19 protein-coding genes are annotated in these 19935 nt (G+C 70.2%); 15 read left to right on the forward strand and 4 right to left on the reverse strand.

Annotated features, from left to right (window positions below):
• The first annotated feature begins 2 nt into the window (after window positions 1–2).
• The 8 genes from hypA to ACFPMG_RS03280 all read left to right on the forward strand — a co-directional run bounded on the left by hypA (window position 3) and on the right by ACFPMG_RS03280 (window position 8178).
• Window positions 3–344, forward strand: a complete 342-nt coding sequence (gene hypA, locus ACFPMG_RS03245) for a hydrogenase maturation nickel metallochaperone HypA (protein ID WP_376993786.1) — start codon at window positions 3–5, stop codon at window positions 342–344.
• Complete coding sequence (gene hypB, locus ACFPMG_RS03250) at window positions 344–1285, forward strand: hydrogenase nickel incorporation protein HypB (RefSeq protein WP_376993787.1); 942 nt, start codon at window positions 344–346, stop codon at window positions 1283–1285. The genes hypA and hypB overlap by 1 nt, the downstream gene beginning before the upstream one ends.
• Complete coding sequence (locus ACFPMG_RS03255) at window positions 1282–1893, forward strand: LysE family translocator (RefSeq protein ID WP_376993788.1); 612 nt, start codon at window positions 1282–1284, stop codon at window positions 1891–1893. The genes hypB and ACFPMG_RS03255 overlap by 4 nt, the downstream gene beginning before the upstream one ends.
• The gene (gene hypF, locus ACFPMG_RS03260; protein ID WP_376993789.1) at window positions 1890–4205 is read left to right on the forward strand and encodes a carbamoyltransferase HypF; all 2316 of its coding nucleotides are present in this window, start codon (window positions 1890–1892) and stop codon (window positions 4203–4205) included. The genes ACFPMG_RS03255 and hypF overlap by 4 nt, the downstream gene beginning before the upstream one ends.
• Window positions 4178–4444: a HypC/HybG/HupF family hydrogenase formation chaperone gene (locus ACFPMG_RS03265; protein ID WP_376993790.1), complete on the forward strand. Its 267-nt coding sequence runs from the start codon at window positions 4178–4180 to the stop codon at window positions 4442–4444. The genes hypF and ACFPMG_RS03265 overlap by 28 nt, the downstream gene beginning before the upstream one ends.
• A 16-nt stretch (window positions 4445–4460) precedes the next feature.
• Window positions 4461–5507: a hydrogenase expression/formation protein HypE gene (gene hypE, locus ACFPMG_RS03270; protein ID WP_376993791.1), complete on the forward strand. Its 1047-nt coding sequence runs from the start codon at window positions 4461–4463 to the stop codon at window positions 5505–5507.
• A gap of 174 nt (window positions 5508–5681) precedes the next feature.
• Complete coding sequence (locus tag ACFPMG_RS03275; RefSeq protein ID WP_376993792.1) at window positions 5682–6404, forward strand: sugar transferase; 723 nt, start codon at window positions 5682–5684, stop codon at window positions 6402–6404.
• 316 nt (window positions 6405–6720) lie between these two features.
• Window positions 6721–8178, forward strand: coding sequence for a S41 family peptidase (locus tag ACFPMG_RS03280; RefSeq protein ID WP_376993793.1), 1458 nt, complete (start codon window positions 6721–6723; stop codon window positions 8176–8178).
• 291 nt (window positions 8179–8469) lie between these two features.
• On the opposite strand, the gene ACFPMG_RS03285 is transcribed toward ACFPMG_RS03280, so the two are convergent.
• Window positions 8470–9048 (reverse strand): cold-shock protein, encoded by a 579-nt coding sequence (locus tag ACFPMG_RS03285; RefSeq protein WP_059399307.1) that lies wholly within the window; start codon window positions 9046–9048, stop codon window positions 8470–8472.
• Between the two features lie 243 nt (window positions 9049–9291).
• Complete coding sequence (locus ACFPMG_RS03290; RefSeq protein ID WP_376993794.1) at window positions 9292–9789, reverse strand: YchJ family protein; 498 nt, start codon at window positions 9787–9789, stop codon at window positions 9292–9294.
• 169 nt (window positions 9790–9958) lie between these two features.
• Between ACFPMG_RS03290 and ACFPMG_RS03295 the strand changes: the two genes are divergently transcribed.
• The 4 genes from ACFPMG_RS03295 to ACFPMG_RS03310 all read left to right on the forward strand — a co-directional run bounded on the left by ACFPMG_RS03295 (window position 9959) and on the right by ACFPMG_RS03310 (window position 13096).
• Window positions 9959–10735, forward strand: coding sequence for a cyclic nucleotide-binding domain-containing protein (locus ACFPMG_RS03295; protein WP_376993795.1), 777 nt, complete (start codon window positions 9959–9961; stop codon window positions 10733–10735).
• Window positions 10732–11403: a ribonuclease HII gene (locus ACFPMG_RS03300; protein WP_376993796.1), complete on the forward strand. Its 672-nt coding sequence runs from the start codon at window positions 10732–10734 to the stop codon at window positions 11401–11403. The genes ACFPMG_RS03295 and ACFPMG_RS03300 overlap by 4 nt, the downstream gene beginning before the upstream one ends.
• A gap of 90 nt (window positions 11404–11493) precedes the next feature.
• Entirely contained in the window at window positions 11494–12579 is a 1086-nt protein-coding gene (locus ACFPMG_RS03305) for a site-specific DNA-methyltransferase (RefSeq protein ID WP_376993797.1), read from the forward strand.
• A gap of 133 nt (window positions 12580–12712) precedes the next feature.
• Complete coding sequence (locus ACFPMG_RS03310; RefSeq protein ID WP_376993798.1) at window positions 12713–13096, forward strand: dihydroneopterin aldolase; 384 nt, start codon at window positions 12713–12715, stop codon at window positions 13094–13096.
• 16 nt (window positions 13097–13112) lie between these two features.
• Here the strand turns inward: ACFPMG_RS03310 and ACFPMG_RS03315 are convergent, their stop codons facing one another.
• Together ACFPMG_RS03315 and mutY are read right to left on the reverse strand one after the other, a co-directional pair.
• Complete coding sequence (locus tag ACFPMG_RS03315; RefSeq protein ID WP_376993799.1) at window positions 13113–13883, reverse strand: DUF1194 domain-containing protein; 771 nt, start codon at window positions 13881–13883, stop codon at window positions 13113–13115.
• A gap of 21 nt (window positions 13884–13904) precedes the next feature.
• Window positions 13905–14987 (reverse strand): A/G-specific adenine glycosylase, encoded by a 1083-nt coding sequence (gene mutY / locus ACFPMG_RS03320; RefSeq protein ID WP_376993800.1) that lies wholly within the window; start codon window positions 14985–14987, stop codon window positions 13905–13907.
• 156 nt (window positions 14988–15143) lie between these two features.
• Between mutY and ACFPMG_RS03325 the strand changes: the two genes are divergently transcribed.
• The 3 genes from ACFPMG_RS03325 to ACFPMG_RS03335 all read left to right on the forward strand — a co-directional run bounded on the left by ACFPMG_RS03325 (window position 15144) and on the right by ACFPMG_RS03335 (window position 19926).
• Window positions 15144–15623: a DUF721 domain-containing protein gene (locus tag ACFPMG_RS03325; protein WP_137141900.1), complete on the forward strand. Its 480-nt coding sequence runs from the start codon at window positions 15144–15146 to the stop codon at window positions 15621–15623.
• Window positions 15624–15743: 120 nt separating this feature from the next.
• The gene (locus tag ACFPMG_RS03330) at window positions 15744–16439 is read left to right on the forward strand and encodes a DsbA family protein (RefSeq protein WP_376993801.1); all 696 of its coding nucleotides are present in this window, start codon (window positions 15744–15746) and stop codon (window positions 16437–16439) included.
• A gap of 25 nt (window positions 16440–16464) precedes the next feature.
• Complete coding sequence (locus tag ACFPMG_RS03335) at window positions 16465–19926, forward strand: chromosome segregation SMC family protein (RefSeq protein ID WP_376993802.1); 3462 nt, start codon at window positions 16465–16467, stop codon at window positions 19924–19926.
• Window positions 19927–19935 lie beyond the last annotated feature (9 nt).

Below are 19935 nucleotides of genomic sequence, written 5' to 3' on the forward strand. Positions count from 1 at the left end.
TCATGCACGAGCTGGCGCTCAGCCAGGGCATCATCGACGTGATCCGCGATCAGGCCGCGGCCCAGGGCTTCACGACGGTGAAGACGGTGCGTCTGGTCATCGGCACCTTGTCTCACGTCGAACCGCAGGCCATCGCCTTCGGCTTCGACGCGGTCAGCCGCGGCACCATCGCGGAGGGCGCCGTTCTGGACATCGAACGCCCGCCCGGCCAAGCCTTCTGCCTGTCCTGCGAGAAGCCGGTCCCGCTGCCCGAGCGGTCGGCCCCCTGCCCCGAATGCGCCGGCCACCAGCTCATGGTGACCGGCGGCGAGGAAATGCGCGTCAAGGAACTGGAGGTGGAGTGATGTGCACGGTCTGCGGCTGCGCCGAAGGCGAAACGAAAATCGAGGCCGGCCACGCGCACGGCCATCATCACCACCACCATGGTCATGACCATCCTCACGATCACGACCATGACCATGACCACCACCATCATCACGACCACAGCCACGAGCATGTCGGCCCGGACGGCAAGGTCTACCGGCACACCCACGGCGACGACCATGGGCATGACCACCGCACCATCGATCTCGGCCGCGGTCCGGCGGGCACGGAGGTGCCGGGCATGTCGCAGACCCGTCTGATCGCCATCGAACAAGACATCCTAGCCAAGAACGACAGCTTCGCCGCGGTGAACCGGCAGCTGTTCGCGGCGAAGGGCGTGTTCGTGCTGAACCTGATGTCCAGCCCGGGATCGGGCAAGACGACCCTGCTGACCCGCACGCTGACCGACCTGATGGGGCGGTTCCCGATGGCGGTGATCGAGGGCGACCAGCAGACCTCCTTCGACGCCGACCGCATCCGCGCCACCGGCACGCCGGCCATCCAGGTCAACACCGGCAAGGGCTGCCATCTCGACGCCCAGATGGTCACCCAGGCGGTCGGGCGCCTGCCGGTGGAGACGGGCAGCGTGCTGTTTATCGAGAATGTCGGCAACCTCGTCTGCCCGGCCGGCTTCGACCTCGGCGAGGCGCACAAGGTCGTCGTGCTCTCGGTGACGGAGGGGGAGGACAAGCCCCTGAAGTATCCGGCGATGTTCGCCAGCGCCGACCTGCTCCTGGTCAACAAGGTGGACCTGCTGCCGCATCTGACCTTCGACATGGCGCGCATGATCGCCTACGCCCGCCAATTGAAGCCCGGCCTGCGCGTGATCGAGGTCTCCGCGACCGCCGGCCAGGGACTGGAGGATTGGTACGGCTGGATCGAGGAGGGGCTTGCGAAGGCGGTCGCGGGACGCGGCGCATGAGCGCCGCCGACTTCCTCCTGATGGCAGGGGCCTGCCTGTATTTCATGGCCACCCCCGGCCCCGGCATCTTCGCCGTGGTCGCCCGCTCCCTCGCCCTGGGCTGGCGGCGCAATCTGGGCTTCCTTGGCGGGATGGTGGTGGGCGACCTCGTGCTGCTGGCGCTCGCCCTCGGCGGGCTGGCCGCCGTGGCCCACGCCTTCGAGGAACTGTTCATCCTGCTGCGCTTCGCCGCCGCCGGTTACCTGATCTGGCTGGGCATCCGAACGTGGCGCGCGCCTGTCGCCCTCGGAGAAGACCCGCCGGAGGTCGAGGGCGCACAGTTGCGGGGCTTCGCCAGCGGTCTGGCCCTGACCCTTTCCAACCCGAAGACCATCCTGTTCTACATGGCCTTTCTCCCGGCCTTCGTGGACCTGACCCGCGTCTCCGCCACCGACGCCGTGCTGATGGCCGTGATCGTGGTCGGGGTATTGAGCGCCGTCCTGCTGACTTACGCTGTGGCGGCGTCGCGTGCCCGTCATCTGTTCCGCAGCGCACGGGCCATGAAGACCCTGAACCAGGGAGCCGGCACGTTGATGATCGGCGCCGGCGTGGCGGTCGCCGCGCGGTGAGGCGGCTGCGTGTCCGGGTCCGCGGGCAGGTGCAGGGGGTCGGCTTCCGGCCTTTCCTGCACGCGCTGGCGCACCGCTTCGCCCTGACCGGCTGGGTGCTGAACGACGGGGCCGGGGTGCTGGCGGAAGTGCAGGGCGATGCTCTGGAGCGCTTTTTGACAGCGCTTGCGAAGGACGCCCCGCCGCTGGCGCGGATCGACGCGGTCGAAACGGAAGATTGCCCCATCCGCCCCAACGAGGCGGGCTTCGCCATCCTGGCCTCGCAGCGCGGCGCGGTGACCACTGGGGTCGCCCCCGACGCCACCGTTTGCCCGGCCTGTCTGGCCGAGCTGTTCGACCCGGCGGATCGACGCTACCGCTATCCGTTCCTCAACTGCACCCATTGCGGCCCGCGCTTCACCATCACGCGCGCCCTGCCCTACGACCGGCCGCAGACCGCCATGGCGGGCTTTCCGCTCTGCCCGGACTGCGCCGCCGAATACACCGATCCCACCGACCGCCGCTTCCACGCCCAGCCGACCGCTTGCCCGGCTTGCGGCCCGCGCCTGTCCCACTCCATCGAAGAGGTGCTGGCCGCGCTGCGCGGCGGAAGGATCGTCGCCATCAAAGGGCTGGGCGGCTTCCACCTCGCCTGCGACGCGTTCGACGCGGCGGCGGTGGAGCGGCTGCGCACGCGCAAACAACGCAACGGCAAGCCCTTCGCCCTGATGGTCGCCAACATCGCCTCCGCCGAGCGGTTCGTGGCGGTGGGAGCGGCGGAGCGGACGCTGCTGGAGGGGGTGGCGCGGCCGGTGGTGCTGTTGCGGCGGCGTGAATCCCCTCCCCTGCGCAGCGGGGGAGGGTTAGGGAGGGGGCAAGCGTCACCCTCCCCGACACTTCCCGACGCCATCGCCCCCGGCCTCGCCTGGCTGGGCGTCATGCTTCCCTACACGCCGATCCATCATCTGCTGTTCCACGAGGCCGCCGGACGTCCCGACGGCACGGCGTGGCTGGAGCGGCCGCAGGACCTTGCCCTGGTCATGACCTCCGCCAACCCCGGCGGCGAACCGCTCGCCATCGGCAACGACGAAGCCCGGCAACGGCTGGGCGGCATCGCCGACCTGATCGTCGACCATGACCGCGACATCTTGATCCGCGCCGACGACAGCGTGATGCGGGTGGTGGCGGGCGCGCCGGCTTTCCTGCGGCGGGGGCGCGGCCATGCGCCGGCGCCCATCCGCCTGCCGCGCTCCGGACCGCCGGTGCTGGCGGTCGGCGGGCACCTGAAGGCCACCGTCTGCCTGACCCGCGGCAACGAAGCCTTCCTCAGCCAGCACATCGGCGACCTCGACAACGCGGCAACCCTGGCGTTCCTTGAGGAGAGCGTCGCCCATCTGAGCCGCATCCTGGCGGTGGAACCGATGGCCGTCGCCCACGACCTCCACCCCGACTTCCAGAGCACGCGCTTCGCTGAATCGCTCGGCCTGCCGACGTTGCCGGTGCAGCATCACCACGCCCACATCGCGGCGGTGCTGGCCGAACATGGCGAGGACGGTCCAGCGCTCGGATTGGCGCTGGACGGATTCGGGCTGGGGCCCGACGGCGGGTCCTGGGGCGGGGAAATGCTGCTGGTGGAGGGCGCCGGCTTCACCCGCCTCGGCCATCTCGCGCCGCTGGCCCAGCCAGGCGGCGACGTGGCGGCGCGCCAACCCTGGCGCATGGGAGCGGCTGCGCTGGCCCGCATGGGACGCGGCGCGGAGATCGCCGGGCGCTTCGCCGCCTGCGGCCCGGCGGATGGCGTGCGGCGGATGATCGAGGCCGGCATCAACGCACCGCCAACCAGTTCCTGCGGGCGCTGGTTCGACGCCGCCTGCGGCCTGCTGGGGGTCCGCGCCGTCGCCGGCTTCGAAGGCGAGGCGCCGATGGTCCTGGAATCCCTGGTCCGCCGCCCCACGGTGCTGGAGGGCGGCTGGCGGATCGCCGGCGGCGTGTTGGACCTCACGCCCCTTCTCGAAAGTTTGTTGCAGATCAATGCGCAGGAAGGAGCGGAGCGGTTCCATGGAACCCTGGTGGCGGCACTGGTCGCATGGGCTATGCCGGAACTGGCGGCGCGCGGTCTCGACCGCGTCGCCCTGTCCGGCGGCTGCCTGATGAACGCCGTCCTGGCGGAGGGGCTGAGCGCCGGTTTCGCGGCGCGCGGCGTCACCGCGCTGCTGCCGCGCCGGGCGCCGGCCAACGACGGCGGGCTCAGCCTGGGACAGGCCTGGGTCGCCGTGCAGAGTTTGCTTCAGGAAGGACCGCCCCGATGTGTCTCGCCGTTCCCGCCCGCGTGATCGAGCTTCTGGAGGACGACCGCGCCACCGTCAGCCTCGGCGGGGTGAAGGTCGCCTGCTCCCTGGCCCTGGTCGAGGGAGTGACGGTGGGCGACTACGTGATCGTCCATGTCGGCTACGCTCTGTCCAAGCTCGACGCGGAAGAGGCCGAGCGCACGCTCGCCCTGCTCGCCGAAACCGGCACTGGCACCGGGACCTTGGCGCCCGCCTCCGAAGATCCCACCAGCGCTGCCGCCTGAATTTGTGGACCCTGCCATGACCGACCGCCGTCTCTTCACCCGCAAGCTCGACCTCGCCCGCGGTGCCGTGGACATGAGCCACGGATCGGGCGGCAAGGCCATGGCCCAACTGGTGCGGGAGCTGTTCGCCGCCGCCTTCGCCAACCCGCTGCTCGACCAGGGCAACGATCAGGCGGCCTTCGATCCGCCCACCGGGCGGATGGTTGTGACCACCGACGGCTTCGTCGTCTCGCCCCTGTTCTTTCCCGGCGGCGACATCGGTTCGCTGGCCGTGCACGGCACGGTGAACGACGTCGCCATGGCCGGGGCGGTGCCCCTCTATCTGACCGCCGGCTTCATCCTGGAGGAAGGCTTCCCGCTGGCCGACCTGAAGCGGCTGGTGGACAGCATGGCCGAAGCGGCGCGCGAGGCCAGCGTGTCCATCGTGACCGGCGACACCAAGGTGGTGGAGCGCGGCAAGGGCGACGGCGTCTTCATCACCACCACCGGCATCGGCGTGGTGCCCCCCGGCGTCGCCCCGTCCGGCGAGCGGGCGCGGCCCGGCGACGCGATCCTGGTCAGCGGCACCATGGGCGACCATGGCGTCGCCATCATGTCCACCCGCGAGAATCTCAGCTTCGAGACGGACATCCGGTCGGACAGCGCGGCGCTGCACGGGCTGGTGGCCGGCATGGTCGCGGCGGTGCCGGACGTCCATGTCCTGCGGGACCCGACCCGCGGCGGTCTGGCGACGACGCTGAACGAGATCGCCCACCAGTCGGGAGTCGGCATGCTGCTGCGCGAGGCCGCCATCCCGCTGAAGGCGGAGGTCGCGGCGGCCTGCGAACTGCTCGGGCTCGACCCGCTCTATGTCGCCAACGAGGGCAAGCTGATCGCCATCTGCGCGGCGGAGGACTCCGATCGCCTGCTGGCAGCCATGCGCGCCCACCCGTTGGGCACCGAGGCCGCCATCATCGGCGCGGTGGTCGATGATTCGCACCGCTTCGTGCAGATGGAAACGCGCTTCGGCGGCAAGCGCATCGTCGATTGGCTGTCCGGCGAGCAGTTGCCCCGCATTTGCTGAGCCCCTGCTTCCACCCAAAGAGGCACCCCGTCGGCTCCATCACCGCCGTCCAGCGTACCGCGATGGAACTGCGAAGGATCTTCCCGGCCGGGGGACCCCCGACGCGCCTCGCGCGTTGCCTCCCCCGGAAGGCGGTCGTGTTTCCGCCAGCCGAATTGTGAGTACGGGGGATCGATGGGTATTCCGCAGTCCATCCAGTTGGGTGCTGCACCGCTGGAACCGGCGACGCTCGCCGGCACGGCGTCCGCCGCGGAGCTGGTCGCGCGTCTGCCGGCCACGGAGCCGCTGCACCGCAACCGGGTGAAACGGGCCTTCGACCTCGTCGGTGCGGTCGGGCTGATCCTGTTCTTCGGGCCGCTGATGCTGATCGTCGGTCTGCTCATCACGCTGGACGGCGGTCCCGCGGTGTTCGGCCACCGGCGCATCGGGACCGAGGGCCGCGACTTCACCTGCTTGAAGTTCCGCTCCATGGTGGTCAACGCACCGGAGGTCTTCGAGAAGCTGATCGAAACCGACCCGGAGGCCCGCGCCGAGTGGGAGGCCACGCGCAAGCTGCGCAACGACCCCCGCATCACCTGGATCGGCCGCTTCCTGCGCCGCACCAGCCTGGACGAGTTGCCGCAGCTCTTCAACGTCCTGACCGGCGACATGAGCCTGGTCGGCCCGCGCCCCATCGTGCAGGAGGAGGTGGCGCGCTATCACGTCTGCTTCCCCTTCTACACCCGATGCCGCCCCGGACTGACCGGGCTGTGGCAGGTCAGCGGCCGCAACGACGTGGATTACGGCCAGCGCGTCCAGCTCGACACCGCCTATCTGCTGGGCTGGAGCCTGTGGGGGGATTTCCGCATCCTGCTGCGCACGGTCGGCGTGATGCTCAGCGGAAAAGGTGCCTATTAAGGCGTAGAATCCCCGCGCCGCTGCCCTCCCCCGCCCGGAGAGTGGCGGTCCCGGAGGTGGAGACATACATCCTATCCGACGCGAGGCGATGGGTCCCGCGGCACCAGGGCCAGGATTTGAGATTGCACGGTCAACGTGCTAGGTTGCGGATGGACGACCGGCGGGACCGGCCGGAAGGCTGTGTTCCGCTGTACAAACGCACATATGCACCGGCCTTGGGCGTCCGGCAGACGAAACCCCTGGTACAATAAGGCTTGCAGTCGCGTTGATGGCTTTGATTCCGCCGGCCGGGCCGGTCAGTCAAGAGGGGCGCAGGATGGCGAAACTGCTGGCGGCGCTGTTGCTGCTGATGGTGGCGATGGGACCCGCCTGCGCGGTGGTGCCCGCCTCCCGCGCCGACACCAGCATCGCGCTGGACCATTACCGGCAGGAGTTCGCGAAGGCCAAGGGCACCTCATCCCTCCCCTCCCCGGCGGACCGCAACTATCTTCTTTTCTCCGACGTCCTGCGCCGCGTTCTGGCCGAGCATGTGAAGCCGGGCACGCCGCAGGTTCTGGTCGAGAAGGCCGTCGCCGGCCTTCAGAAGAAAAAGAAGGAGGAGCCCGGGGCCACCGACCGGGCGCTGACCGAGGCGGCGCTGGACGCGATGCTGACCTCTCTCGACCCCTACTCGGCCTTCCTCGACTCGGAGCATTTCCGCTACATGCGGGAGCAGACCCAGGGCGAGTTCGGCGGGCTGGGCATCGAGGTGACGATGGACGAGGACAGCGGCCTGATCCGCGTCGTGTCCCCCATCGACGGTTCCCCCGCCGCCCGCGCCGGGCTGCGCACCGGCGACCTGATCGCCCGCATCGACGAGGCGCAGGTCAAGGGCATGAATCTGCGCGACGCGGTGGCGCGCATGCGCGGGCCGGTCGGCACCTCCGTCGCCCTGACCATGCGCCGCAACGGCGGCACCAGCGGCACCGGCGGGAATGGCGGCCCCGACGCCCCCTTCCGCGTGTCGCTGACCCGCGCCATCGTGAAAATCCAGCCCGTCCGCTACCGGCTGGAGGGCGACGTCGCCTACGTCCGCATCGCCGCCTTCAACCAGCAGACCTCCCACGCGCTGGATGAGGCGGTGGAGGAGATGCGCCGGCAGGCCCATGGCCGGCTGGCCGGCGCGGTGCTGGACCTGCGCAACAATCCCGGCGGTCTGCTCGACCAAGCGGTGAACGTCGCCGACCGCTTCCTGGAAGCGGTGGACATCGTGTCGGTGCGCGGCCGCGATCCGGACGAGAACCGCCGCTACACCGGCACGCCGGGCGACCTGCTGGCCGGGCTGCCCATCGTCCTGCTGATCAACAGCGGGTCGGCCTCGGCGTCGGAGATCGTCGCAGGCGCCCTTCAGGACCACAGCCGGGCGCTGCTGTTCGGCACGCGCAGCTACGGAAAGGGCTCGGTGCAGACCATCTCGTCGCTGTCCGGCGACATCGGCATCCGCCTGACCACCGCGCGCTACTTCCGCCCGTCCGGCGGGCTGGTCGACTGCTTCGGCGTGTCGCCGAACCTGGAGATCAAGCCGGCCAACGACAACAGCGAGGAAACGCATCCCGACCCGGCGACCTGCGACCCGCACGCCACCCCGCCGCCGCCGCCGCGCGCCTGGCGGATCGAGGACCTGTGCCCCGACGTGGCCGCCGCCCCGTCGAAGCCCGACGCCGACCGCCCGCTGGACTGCGCCGTCGCCGCCATCCGCACCCGCTTGATGGGCACGCTGATCGGGCGGCCGTAAGCCGCTCCCCTAAAGCGAATTTCCATTCGCTTTAGGGGAGCGGCTTACGGCCGGGCTTCGGCCGCACTTGCGGCCGGGACCGCAGTCGCGGTCCAAAGCGGATTGAAATCCGCTTTAAGGCCCAGCAAAAAAGCCCGCCGCTCCATCGGAACGGCGGGCTTTTTCTTTGTGCCCCGCGCACCGTCTCAATCCCTATGGGTGGATCGCGACGGGGAAGGGAATGGTGCTGCTCCCGCGACCGGGCGTATGGGGATGGGTCCGCCCCGCCCCCTCACACCCGGCTGTTCGACGTCAGACCACTTCGACGCGCTGCGCTTCCGGACCCTTGACGCCCTGGCGGACGGTGACCCGCACCTGCTCGCCATCGGCAAGCACGTCGAGGCCCGAACGCTCCAGAGCGCGGATGTGGACGAAGATGTCCTTGCCGCCGGTGGACGGGGCGATGAAGCCGAAGCCCTTGGACACGTTGAACCACTTCACGGTGCCGTCGACCGTCTCCTCGGCGCCGCCGGCGCCACCGCCGTAGCTGCTGCCGCCGCCGTAGCCGCCGCCGTAGCTGTCACCGCGCGGAGCGCGCGCCGCCGGGCGCGGGGACTCGCTGGCGGTCGAGGTGTCGACGTCGTGGATGGTGGCGACCTGCGGGCCCTTCGGGCCGCGGGACAGGTCACAGGTGATGGTGGCACCCTCGGGCAGGCTGTCGTGTCCGCAGAACTGCAGAACCGTGGAATGCAGGAAGGCATCCGGCGAGCCGTCTTCGGGCGTGACGAAGCCGAAGCCCTTCGTTGCGTTGAACCACTTGACGGTGGCGCGGATGTTGCGCTGGGTGATCTCGGGAGCGCGGAAGCTGTTGCGCTGCGGACGGTCGAACATACGTGGTCTCATCTGTCGTGATAGGCCATGCCCCAACCGGCGGAACATGGCCCCCCGAAGATGATCCGTTCCGCGGCGCTTTTCAATTGAGATCGCGCGCGCCGGAAAGAAAGATTCGGCAAAAACCCGGCCGAAAGCCGCCCGGCGGTCACCGGGCGACCAAAAATATCGCAATTGCTGCGAGAATCGGCGGATTGCCGGTCAAGTCCGAGCGCTCAAGACCGCCGCCTCAAGACCGGACCGTCAGGCCGCCCCGCAGCACTTCTTGTACTTCTTGCCGCTGCCGCAGGGGCAGGGATCGTTCCGGCCGACCTTGGGGCCGCTGCGCGGGCGGGCGCCCAGCGTGCCGTCCACATAGTACCAGCGGCCGTCCCGCTTGGTGAAGCGGCTGGTCTCATGATGCTTCTGCGGCTTGCCGTTCATGGTGAAGTGGGCGACGAACTCGACCAAGCCGTCCTCGTCCTGCGCCCCGCCGGCTTCGGTGCTGCGGACTTCGAGGCCGGTCCACTGGCTGTTGGCGGCCCAGGTCTCGATCTCCTTGCGGTCGAAGTCCTCGCGGGTCTCCGGCAGCAGCGTCTCCTGCAGGTAATCGATCTTCCCGCAGGCGAAGGCCGAGTAGCGCGACCGCATCAGCGCTTCGGCGGTGGGCGCCGGCGCGGAGCCGTCGAGATAGGGGCCGCAGCAGGCGTCCAGGGGCTTGCCGGAGCGGCAGGGGCATTCGGTGGTGGCGGTGGTGGTCATGACTTCCGGCCTCTCGATTTGAGGGCGCCATGCATAGCGCAGCCGACGGCCTGCGCCAAGCGTCACCGCCACCACAATATTGTCCATGGGAAATTCGCCTGAACCGGACCGGCATTCGCGCTAATCTCTGCAGAACACGGGCGGCCGGCCCGGAGCGATGGAACCGGTGATGACGAGAAGCGGACCCGACCTCCCCATGCGGCGCATCGCCGCCGACACCGTGCTGATCCGGCAGGGTGAGGCCGGGGATTGCGCGTGGCTGATCCAGTCGGGCGAGTTGGAGGTTCTGCTGGAGGGTCCGGACGGTACCCGCCACCTTGGCAACGTCGGGGCCAACGCCATCGTCGGGGAGATGGCGCTGCTGGACGACGGGCTACGCAGCGCCACGGTGCGCACCCTGACCCCCGTCGAGGCGGTGGAACTGTCACGCGACACCTTCCGCGCGCTGCGCGGGCGCTGCCCGCCGCTGGCCTCCTATCTGTTGGAAAGCCTCGTCGCCGCGATCCGCCGCGGCTACGGCCTGCCCCAGCCCGAACGGCAGGAGGGAGGCTCCGCGATCCGCTCCACCGACTCCTTCGCCACGGTGGCCGACCGCCGCATGTTCCGCCGCGGCCACAGCTTCTTCCGCCAGGGGGACGCCGGAACGGCGGCCTATCTGATCCAGTCCGGCTCGGTCGGTGTGCAGCGCGACGGGGCCGACCTCGGCGTGCTGGGGCCGGGGCGGATCTTCGGGGAACTGGCCCTCCTCGCCAACCGCCCCCGCGCCGCCACCGTCGTTGCGCTGGAGGCCACGGTCTGCGAAATGATCCGCAAGGACCAGTTCGCCAAGGCCATCGAGACGATGCCGCCCATCCTGCGCTCGCTGACGCGCATCTACATCGAGCAGTTGTCCGGCGGACGGCTCCCGCCCCACCACGCCGAACCCGCAAGAACCGACTCTCCATGATTCCCAAGACCACCAAAGCCGTCCGCGTCAAAGTTCCCCGCCCGCAGCCCGATCTGTCCTTCGAGATCGCCTTGGGCCAGGGGCGGCTGGTCTGCGGCATCGACGAGGTGGGGCGCGGCCCGCTCGCCGGCCCTGTGGTCACCGCCGCCGTGGTGCTGCCGGCGGGCGGCCTGCCCGACGCGCTGGCCCGCGCCATCAACGACAGCAAGGCGCTGAGCCTGCGCGCCCGCGAGGCGCTGGAACCGGAAATCCGCGCCCACGCCCTGGCCGTCGCGCTGGCCGAGGCGTCCGCGGCGGAGATCGACGCGTTCAACATCCACAAGGCCACGCTGCTGGCCATGAAGCGCGCCTACGAGGCACTGCCCGGCGAGCCGCCCGCCGTCGCGCTGATCGACGGGAAGTTCAAGCCCGACCTGTCCTGCCTGATGGAGGCCATCGTCAAGGGCGACGGGCGCAGCCAGTCGATCGCCGCGGCCTCCATCGTCGCCAAGGTGGCGCGCGATCGCGAGATGATGCGGCTGGCGGAACTCCACCCGCAGTACGGCTGGGACCGCAACGCCGGCTACCCGACGCCGGAGCATCTGGAGGCGCTGCGCCGCCACGGCGTGACGCCCCACCACCGAGTCACTTTTGCACCAGTCCGCGCCCAAATCGAACGGGCCGGCTGACCGTCGCGATTCCGGCGCAAGAAATCAGTTGACGGCGACTCGGCGGCGAATCATTGTCCCAACGACTGATTCGCTGTTTTGGTTTCGTCAATGCTCCCCCTGAACAAAATTCTCGTGGGCGATTGCATCGCCCTCATGAATGAAATGCCGGCTGAATCGGTGGACCTTGTCTTTGCCGATCCGCCTTATAACCTCCAGCTGGGGGGCGAACTCTTGCGCCCGAACCACTCCCGTGTTGACGGAGTGGAAGAGGACTGGGACAAGTTCGAAGATTTCGAGACCTATGACCGCTTCACGCGGGACTGGCTCGCCGCGGCCCGCCGCATCCTGAAGCCCGAGGGATCGTTGTGGGTGATCGGCAGCTACCACAACATCTTCCGTGTCGGCGCCACGCTGCAGAATCTGGGCTTCTGGATTCTGAACGACATCGTGTGGCGCAAGACCAACCCGATGCCGAACTTCCGCGGCACGCGCTTCGCCAACGCGCATGAGACCATGATCTGGGCCTCGCGCGAGAAGGACGCCCGCTACCGCTTCAACTACGATGCCATGAAGGCGCTGAACGACGATTTGCAGATGCGCAGCGACTGGCTGCTGCCGATCTGCAACGGCGCGGAGCGCCTGCGCGACGAGGACGGCCGCAAGGCCCACCCGACGCAGAAGCCGGAATCGCTTCTCTACCGCGTCATCCTGTCCTCCTCCCGCCCCGGCGACACGGTTCTGGACCCCTTCTTCGGCACCGGCACCACGGGCGCCGTGGCGAAGCGGCTGGGCCGCAACTGGATCGGGCTGGAGCGCGACGCGACCTACGCCAAGGCGGCCACCGCCCGCATCGCGGCGGTCGAGGAGGCCCCCGACGCCGCCGTCCTGGACACGCCGCCGAAGCGGTCGGCTCCGCGCATTCCCTTCGGCTGGGTGGTGGAGCGCGGCCTGCTGCGCCCGGGCACGTCGCTGTTCGACCTGCGCCGCCGGGTGGTCGCCCGCGTGCGCGCCGACGGCACGCTGATCGGGGCCGGCCCGCGCGGCGAGCATCGCGGGTCCATCCATCAGGTGGGGGCCGCCATGGCCGGGCTGCCGGCCTGCAACGGCTGGACCTTCTGGCACTATGAGGACGGCGGCGACCTGCGCCCCATCGACGTGCTGCGCGAGCGCATCCGCTCGGAAGCCTCCGCCTGATTTCCGGAGCCGGGCTTGAGACGGGGCGGCCGTTGGCGCCGCCCCGTTCCCGCAAGTTCGGCATTGGAGCCCTTCATCGAGCGCCGCCCGCATGCCTTGGCAGGACGGGGACGGCGTGATAGGCGTGTGCGCCATGAACAAGCTCTTCGCCACCGTCACCGCTCCGGCGCCCCGTTCGGCCCCGGCGTCGCTTTCCACCCGTTGCTTCGTGCGCGATCTGGTCATGGATGCGCTGATCGGCGTCTATGCCCACGAGCGGATCAAGCCGCAGCGGATCCGTCTGAGCCTCGACCTGGAGGTTGCCGCCCCCGGCGTGACCGGCGAGGACATGGCGGCGGTGGTGAAGGGGCTGGTCAGCCAGGGCCATGTGACCCTGATTGAAACGCTGGCCGAGCGGATTGCCGAGCGCTGCCTGTCCGACGAGCGGATCACCAGCGTCAAGGTGCGGGTGGAGAAGCTCGACGTGTTCCCGGACGCCGCCAGCGTCGGCGTCGAGATCGAACGCGCCCGGGCCTGACGTTCGAGGCGGGCCGTTAGGCTGATTCCGTCCGCGCCACGGCGACATGGGCGGTCGTCGCGATGGCGGAACGCGGCGTCGGAAGAGCGGCGATTTCCTGAATGAGCTTTTGCCGGAGCGCTTCGACGAAGCTGCTGCGGTCCATTGCCGTCTTCACGAAGCAGTTCACGCCGCCGACGACGTTCTCCTGGTAATACTCCTCCAGCCAGGGAAACTCGTCGAGAATGGCCAGGGCGTTGATGGTGATTCCCTGCCGCTCGACCCGGTCGCGGACGCCCGCGGGGTCCGGACCGCTGTTGGAGAAGCCGTTCGACACGATGTCGATGACCTTGCGCGCAGCGTCGAATCCGTTGCCGGCAAACAGCTTCGCCGACTCCGCGATGGCGCTGCCCAGCGCCGTGGAATCCCCCTGGAAACCGCGCGGCGCCTTGTCGATCCGGTCCGCAAAGGCAGCGACCTCCTCCGCGCTGGTCAGCGGAGTCCAGGGCACCAGGACGCGCAGGCTGTGCGGGCCGGAGAAGACCACCAGGGTCGCCGCGGCTCCGCCCGCGGTTACCGCATCGCTGACGTCCGGATCGCGGAAGGCCGCGGCGTGGCCCTGCAACTGGAATTCCAGGTCCCCATCGGTGATGGAGGCCGACCCGTCCACCGCCAGAACCAGTTCCAGGGCGACGCGACGCCCGGCGGGTGCCGGAACCTTCTTTGCCTTAGGCTCTGCCCGCAGGGGTCCGGCAAGCCACACTCCGGCCAGGAAAGCCGGCAGGGCCAGGATCGATCGCCGCCTCATGTCCCTCAGTCCACCTTCCGTCTATGCGTGCTCCAGCGCGTGACGCACCACCTTCATCATGACGGAGGGAAGAGCCTGCCCGCCCAGCCGGTCCACCGGAACCCACAGCCCCTCGGCCATCCGCCAACCATCGCCGGCCTTGGCCGCGACGACCTCAAGTTCGAGGTGAAAATGGCTGAAAGTATGGCGGACCACGCCCGGCAGGCGGCGCCAGGACAAATCCAGCGGGGCCGCCGCCGCGATCTCCCCATCGGTCGGCGCGTGGCCGGCCCAGGGGGTGGAGGGCACCTCGGTCATCCCGCCCAGCAGCCCCTCCTCCGCCCGGCGGCGCAGCAGAACGGCCCCCTCCGGGTTGATCAGCCAGAAGGCGACGCCGCGCCGCGTCGGCTTGTCCGCCTTCGGGGCCTTGCGGGGAAGCTGCTCCTGGATGCCGGCGGCGCGGGCGGCGCACCAGTCGGACCAGGGACAGAGCATGCATTTCGGCTTGCGCGGCGTGCAGACCGTGGCGCCGAGGTCCATCATCGCCTGGGCGTAGTCGCCGGGCCGCTCCTCCGGCGTCAGGAGGGCGGCCAGCGCGCGCAGCTTGGGCTTCACGCCGGGAAGCGGCTCCTCCACGGCGAACACGCGAGAGATCACCCGCTCGACGTTGCCGTCCACCACCGTCGCCTTGTGGCCGAAGGCGATGGCGGTGATCGCCGCCGCGGTGTAGGCGCCGATGCCCGGCAATTCCAGCAGGGCCACCTCCTTGTCGGGGAAGCGCCCCGCCCGCTCCGTCGCCACCACCTGCGCGCATTTGTGCAGGTTGCGCGCCCGCGCGTAGTAGCCGAGGCCGGCCCAGGCCACCAAAACGTCGTCCAGCGGCGCCGCCGCGAGGTCGCGCACCGTCGGCCAGCGCTCCGTGAAGGCGCGGAAGTAAGGCGCGGCGGCGGGCACCGTGGTCTGCTGCAGCATGATCTCCGACAGCCAGACCCGGTAGGGGTCGGCGACCTCCCCAGGCTTGGCGCGCCAAGGCAGGTCGCGGCGGTTGTGATCGTACCAGGAGAGCAGCCGTTGGGCGGCGTCCCTGGGGGCGTGCTTGGAGGCGGTGTGGGAAGGCGTCGTCATGGCGGCAAGACATAGGGCGAACCCGGACACCGATAAAGGGCCGCCGATAAAGGGCCGCCGATAAAGGAACTCCCGCGGGGGCGCTGGCGAAGCCCTGCCCGCTTGCGCTAGGGTGCGCGGACCATCACCAGGAAGCCCCGACCAGGAAGCCTTGACATGAACGGACCGCGGCGAATCGGCCAGACCGTCCCTGAGGTGGCCGGCAAGGCGCTGGGCAAGCGCGGGCTGGCCTTCGGCTCGCTCATCAACGACTGGCCGTCCATCGTCGGCCACCAGTTGAGCCTGCGCACCGCCCCCGACAAGCTGAGCTTCCCCCGCGGCAAGCGGGAGGACGCCGTCCTGCACATCCGCGCCATGGGCGCCATCGCGCTGGAGCTTCAGCATCTGGAACCGCAGATCGTGGAGCGGATCAACAGCTTCTTCGGCTACCGCGCGGTGGCGAAGATCAAGCTGATCCACGCCGCCCCGCTGACCATACAGAAGCCGGTGGTGCGCCCGCGCGACCTGACCATGGACGAGGAGCTGTCGGTGATGACCACCACCGCCACGGTGGAGGACGAGGAATTGCGGGCCACGCTGGAGCGCTTCGGGCGGTCGCTGCTGGCCCGCCCGCGTCCGGCACCGCGCCGCCGCTGAAGATCGAGCGATGCATGCGATCCCCTTGGGGGGCGGGATCCGGCTCGGGCTGGGCCATACTCTTGCCGCAAAAGGGGAGTTTCGATTATACCATCAACATCTGGTAGGGATGAGGCCAAAGTGAACCGCAACCTTTTGGGCATCACCGCCCTGATCGCGGTCGGCATGACGCTGATCATCGGGCTCGCCGTCGTCGGCTCCCGGCCGTCGAACGGGCAGACTCTGCCGGTGCAGCCGCCCGTGCAGACGGCGCCCGTGCAAATGGCGCAGGCCCCGGCGCCCTCGACGGCCGATCTGCTGGCCGACCGGGTGCTCGGCAACCCCAACGCGCCGGTGACCATCCTCGACTATTCGTCGATGACCTGCCCGCACTGCGCCGCCTTTCACACCGAGACGCTGCCGAAGATCAAGGAAGCCTACATCGACACCGGCAAGGCGAAGCTGATCTTCCGCGACTTCCCGTTCGATCAGGCGGCGCTGCGCGCCTCCATGCTGGCCCGCTGCGCCCCGGCGGAGCGCTACTACCCGCTGCTCGACGTGCTGTTCAAGAGCCAGGGCCAGTGGAGCCGCGCCGCCGACCCGGTCAAGGCGCTGGCCCAGTACGGCAAGCTCGCCGGCATGAGCGAGCAGGTGATCAACGCCTGCATGGCCAACCAGGCGCTGGCCGACGGCATCCTGCAGAGCCGGCTGGTCGGCCAGGACAAGTACAAGGTGGAGGCCACCCCGACCTTCGTCCTCAACGAGGGCGCGGCCACCATCAGCGGCGCGCAGTCCTTCGAGACCTTCGCCGCCGCCATCGACAAGCTGGTGAAGTAAGGACCGGGCAGAAGGCTTCGATTCCGTGCACTTCACGCGCCTCCGCCTGTCCGGCTTCAAGTCGTTCGTCGACGCCACCGATCTGGTGATCGAGCCGGGCATGACCGGCATCGTCGGCCCCAACGGCTGCGGCAAGTCGAATCTGGTGGAGGCGCTGCGCTGGGTGATGGGGGAAACCTCCGCCAAGCGGATGCGCGGCGACGACATGGACGACGTCATCTTCGGCGGCACGGCCAATCGTCCGGCGCGCAATCTGGGCGAGGTCGCCCTTCTCATCGACAACCGCACGCGCACCGCCCCCGCCGGCTTCAACGAGCACGACGAGCTGGAGGTGACGCGGCGGATCGAGCGGGGCAACGGCTCCGACTACCGCATCAACGGCAAGCTGGTGCGCGCCCGCGACGTCCAGCTCCTCTTCGCCGACAACGCCTCGGGCGCCGGCTCCCCGGCGCTGGTCAGCCAGGGCAAGGTCGGCCAGATCATCAACGCCAAGCCGCAGGACCGCCGCATGCTGCTGGAGGAGGCGGCGGGCATCACCGGCCTGCACTCCCGCCGGCACGAGGCGGAACTGCGGCTGAAGGCGGCCGAAGCCAACCTCATGCGCCTCGACGACGTGATCGGGGCCATGGACACCCAGCTTCAGAGCCTGAAGAAGCAGGCGCGGCAGGCCGCCCGCTACCGCAACCTCTCCGAACAGATCCGCAAGGCGGAGGCGGTGCTCTGGCACCTGCGCTGGATCGCCCATGAAGGCGAGCTGGCGCGCGCCCGCGGCGCCTTCGCCAAGGCCGAGGGCGCGGTGCGGGAGCTGATGCTGGCGGTCACCCAGCTGACCACCCGCCGCACCGACGACGCCGCCGGGCTGCCGGAAAAGCGCCAAGCCGAAGCGGCCGCCGCGGCCGCCCTGCAACGGCTGGTCATCGCCAAGGAACAGCTCGACGCCGAGGAGAAGCGGGTCGCCGAGCAGCAGCGCGCCCTGCTCTCCCGCCTTCAGCAGATCGCCGGCGACCTCGGCCGCGAGGAGGCTTTGGCGGCAGACGCCGGCGACGCCCTGTCTAGGCTGGAGGCCGAGCGCGACCGGCTGCTGGAAGCCCAGGCCGATGAGGAGATGCTGGAGGAGGCCGCGCGGGAGGCGCTGGCCGACGCGCGGGAGGCGGTGGACGCTCTCGACCGCGAGCTGACCCGCCTGACCGAGCAGACGGCCGCCGACGAGGCCCGCCGTGCCGCCACCCAGCGGCAGGTCGCTGATTTTGAAACGCGGACATCCGGGCTCGCCAAGCGCCTCGCCGAACAGCAGGCGCAGCGCGAGACGTTGGAGCGCGAGATCGCTGCCCGCGCCGACGTGGCCGAGTCCGAACTGGCCGTCGAGCTGGCCGAACAGCGGCTGGAGGACGCCCGCGAAGCCGCCGAGCGGGCCGAGCGCGCCAAGTCCGACGCCGAACCCGCCCAAGCCCGCGCCCGTGAGGCCCTGCAGGCCGCCGAATCCGCCCGCGCCAAGCTGAAGGCAGAGGAAAGGGCGCTGGCCGAGCTTCTCTCCGCGGGGGCAGGCGACCTGTTCCCGCCGCTGGTCGACGCGGTGACCGTCGCCCCCGGCTACGAGGGTGCCCTGGCCGCGGCGCTGGGCGATGCACTGACCGCCCCGCTGGACGAGGCCGCTCCGGTCCACTGGCGCCACCTGCCACCCTACCCCGATGCCGCTGCGCTGCCCGCCGGGGCCGAGCCACTGGCCGCCCGCGTCCAGGGACCGGAGGCGGCCGCCCGCGCCCTGTCGCACATCGGCGTGGTCGCCGACGACGCGGCGGGTGCGGCCCTGGCCGCCGGCCTCGCCCCCGGCCAGACCTTGGTCAGCCGCGATGGCGGGGCGTGGCGCTGGGACGGGCTGACCGTTCAGGCCGGCGCGCCGACCGCCGCCGCCGTCCGCCTGAAGCAGCGCAACCGCCTGAACGAACTGCGCGGCGAGCTGGACCTCGCCGACGAGCGGCTGGAGGTCGCCCGCGACGCCCTGGACGAGGCAAAGCGCGCCGTCGAGGAGGCCGCACAGGCCGACCGCCGCGCCCGCGACGCGGTGCGCGACGCCTTCGCCGGGGTGACCGCCGCCCGCGACCGCCACGCCAAGCTGGCCCGCGAGGCGGACGCCGCCGCGTCGAAGCTGGCAGCCGTGATCGATGGCATCGCGCGGCTGGAGACCGACCGGCAGGAGGCCGAGGCCGCTCTGGAGGAGGCGCGGGAGCTGCTGGACGCCCTGCCCGACCCGCGCGAGGGACGAGACGCCGTCAACGATCGCCGCGCCACGCTCGCCGAGCACCGCGCCGTCCTCGCCGAGAAGCAGAACGCGCTGGACCGCCTGACCCGCGAGGCGCAGTCCCGCCGCCAGCGCCTGGCCGCCATCCAGCAGGACGTCGCCTCCTGGGGCACCCGCTCCGCCGGAGCGGGCGGGCGCGTGGCCGAGTTGAAGCAGCGCGCCGCCGCCGCCGAAACCGACCTCGCCCAGTTGCAAAGCCGCCCGGCGGCGATCGAGGCCGACCGCCAAGCCCTGCTCGGCCGGATCAGCGAGGCCGAGCGCGCCCGCAAGCGCGCCGCCGACGCCCTGGCCGAGGCGGAGAACCGGCTGGCCGAGACCGAGAAGCTGCTGAAGCAGGCCGAATCCGGTCTGGCCGACGCCCGCGAGGCCCGCGCCCACGCCGAGGCCGCCGTGTCCGCCGCTCTGCAGAACGGCCAGACCCTGACAGAGCGCATCGCCGAGCGGCTGAACTGCCGTCCCGAGCAGACCCGCGCCGCCGCCGACCTGCCCCCCGACGAGGCGATGCCCGACGTGGCGGTCGTGGAATCGCGCCTCGACAAGCTGACCCGTGAGCGGGAGAACATGGGGCCTGTCAATCTGCGCGCCGAGATCGAGGCGGCGGAGCTGGAAACGCAGATCGGCACGCTGCAGACCGAGCGTGAGGATCTGGTCAGCGCCATCGCCCGCCTGCGCCAGGGCATCGCCAGCCTGAACCGCGAGGCGCGGGAGCGTCTGGTCGCCTCCTTCGACACGGTGAACCGCAATTTCCAGGAGCTGTTCATCCGCCTGTTCGGCGGCGGCAAGGCGCATCTGGAACTGGTCAACGCCGAGGACCCGCTGCAGGCCGGGCTGGAGATCTACGCCAGCCCGCCGGGCAAGAAGCTGCAGGTGTTGTCGCTGCTGTCCGGCGGCGAGCAGGCCCTGACCGCGCTGTCACTGCTGTTCGCCGTCTTCCGCTCCAACCCCGCCCCGATCTGCGTGCTGGACGAGGTGGATGCCCCGCTGGACGAGGCCAATGTCGGCCGCTTCTGCGATCTGGTCGAGGACATCGCGCGGGAGGGCAACACCCGCTTCCTCATCATCACCCACCACCGCCTGACCATGGCCCGGGTTGATCGGTTGTTCGGCGTGACCATGGTCGAACGCGGCGTGTCACAACTGGTCAGCGTGGACCTGCAGAAGGCCGAGGAACTGCGCGGCGCGGCGTGAGCGGCAGCG

This window comes from Azospirillum himalayense (assembly GCF_042657465.1).
Classification (GTDB): Bacteria; Pseudomonadota; Alphaproteobacteria; order Azospirillales; family Azospirillaceae; genus Azospirillum; species Azospirillum himalayense.

Bases quoted from the DNA above. Each gene is read 5' to 3' on its own strand.
- hypA (WP_376993786.1), top strand. From the start codon at position 3: ATGCACGAGCTGGCGCTCAGCCAGGGCATCATCGACGTGATCCGCGAT.
- hypB (WP_376993787.1), top strand. From the start codon at position 344: ATGTGCACGGTCTGCGGCTGCGCCGAAGGCGAAACGAAAATCGAGGCC.
- ACFPMG_RS03255 (WP_376993788.1), top strand. From the start codon at position 1,282: ATGAGCGCCGCCGACTTCCTCCTGATGGCAGGGGCCTGCCTGTATTTC.
- ACFPMG_RS03265 (WP_376993790.1), top strand. From the start codon at position 4,178: ATGTGTCTCGCCGTTCCCGCCCGCGTGATCGAGCTTCTGGAGGACGAC.
- hypE (WP_376993791.1), top strand. From the start codon at position 4,461: ATGACCGACCGCCGTCTCTTCACCCGCAAGCTCGACCTCGCCCGCGGT.
- ACFPMG_RS03275 (WP_376993792.1), top strand. From the start codon at position 5,682: ATGGGTATTCCGCAGTCCATCCAGTTGGGTGCTGCACCGCTGGAACCG.
- ACFPMG_RS03280 (WP_376993793.1), top strand. From the start codon at position 6,721: ATGGCGAAACTGCTGGCGGCGCTGTTGCTGCTGATGGTGGCGATGGGA.
- ACFPMG_RS03285 (WP_059399307.1), bottom strand. From the start codon at position 9,048: ATGTTCGACCGTCCGCAGCGCAACAGCTTCCGCGCTCCCGAGATCACC.
- ACFPMG_RS03290 (WP_376993794.1), bottom strand. From the start codon at position 9,789: ATGACCACCACCGCCACCACCGAATGCCCCTGCCGCTCCGGCAAGCCC.
- ACFPMG_RS03295 (WP_376993795.1), top strand. From the start codon at position 9,959: ATGACGAGAAGCGGACCCGACCTCCCCATGCGGCGCATCGCCGCCGAC.
- ACFPMG_RS03300 (WP_376993796.1), top strand. From the start codon at position 10,732: ATGATTCCCAAGACCACCAAAGCCGTCCGCGTCAAAGTTCCCCGCCCG.
- ACFPMG_RS03305 (WP_376993797.1), top strand. From the start codon at position 11,494: ATGCTCCCCCTGAACAAAATTCTCGTGGGCGATTGCATCGCCCTCATG.
- ACFPMG_RS03310 (WP_376993798.1), top strand. From the start codon at position 12,713: ATGAACAAGCTCTTCGCCACCGTCACCGCTCCGGCGCCCCGTTCGGCC.
- ACFPMG_RS03315 (WP_376993799.1), bottom strand. From the start codon at position 13,883: ATGAGGCGGCGATCGATCCTGGCCCTGCCGGCTTTCCTGGCCGGAGTG.
- mutY (WP_376993800.1), bottom strand. From the start codon at position 14,987: ATGACGACGCCTTCCCACACCGCCTCCAAGCACGCCCCCAGGGACGCC.
- ACFPMG_RS03325 (WP_137141900.1), top strand. From the start codon at position 15,144: ATGAACGGACCGCGGCGAATCGGCCAGACCGTCCCTGAGGTGGCCGGC.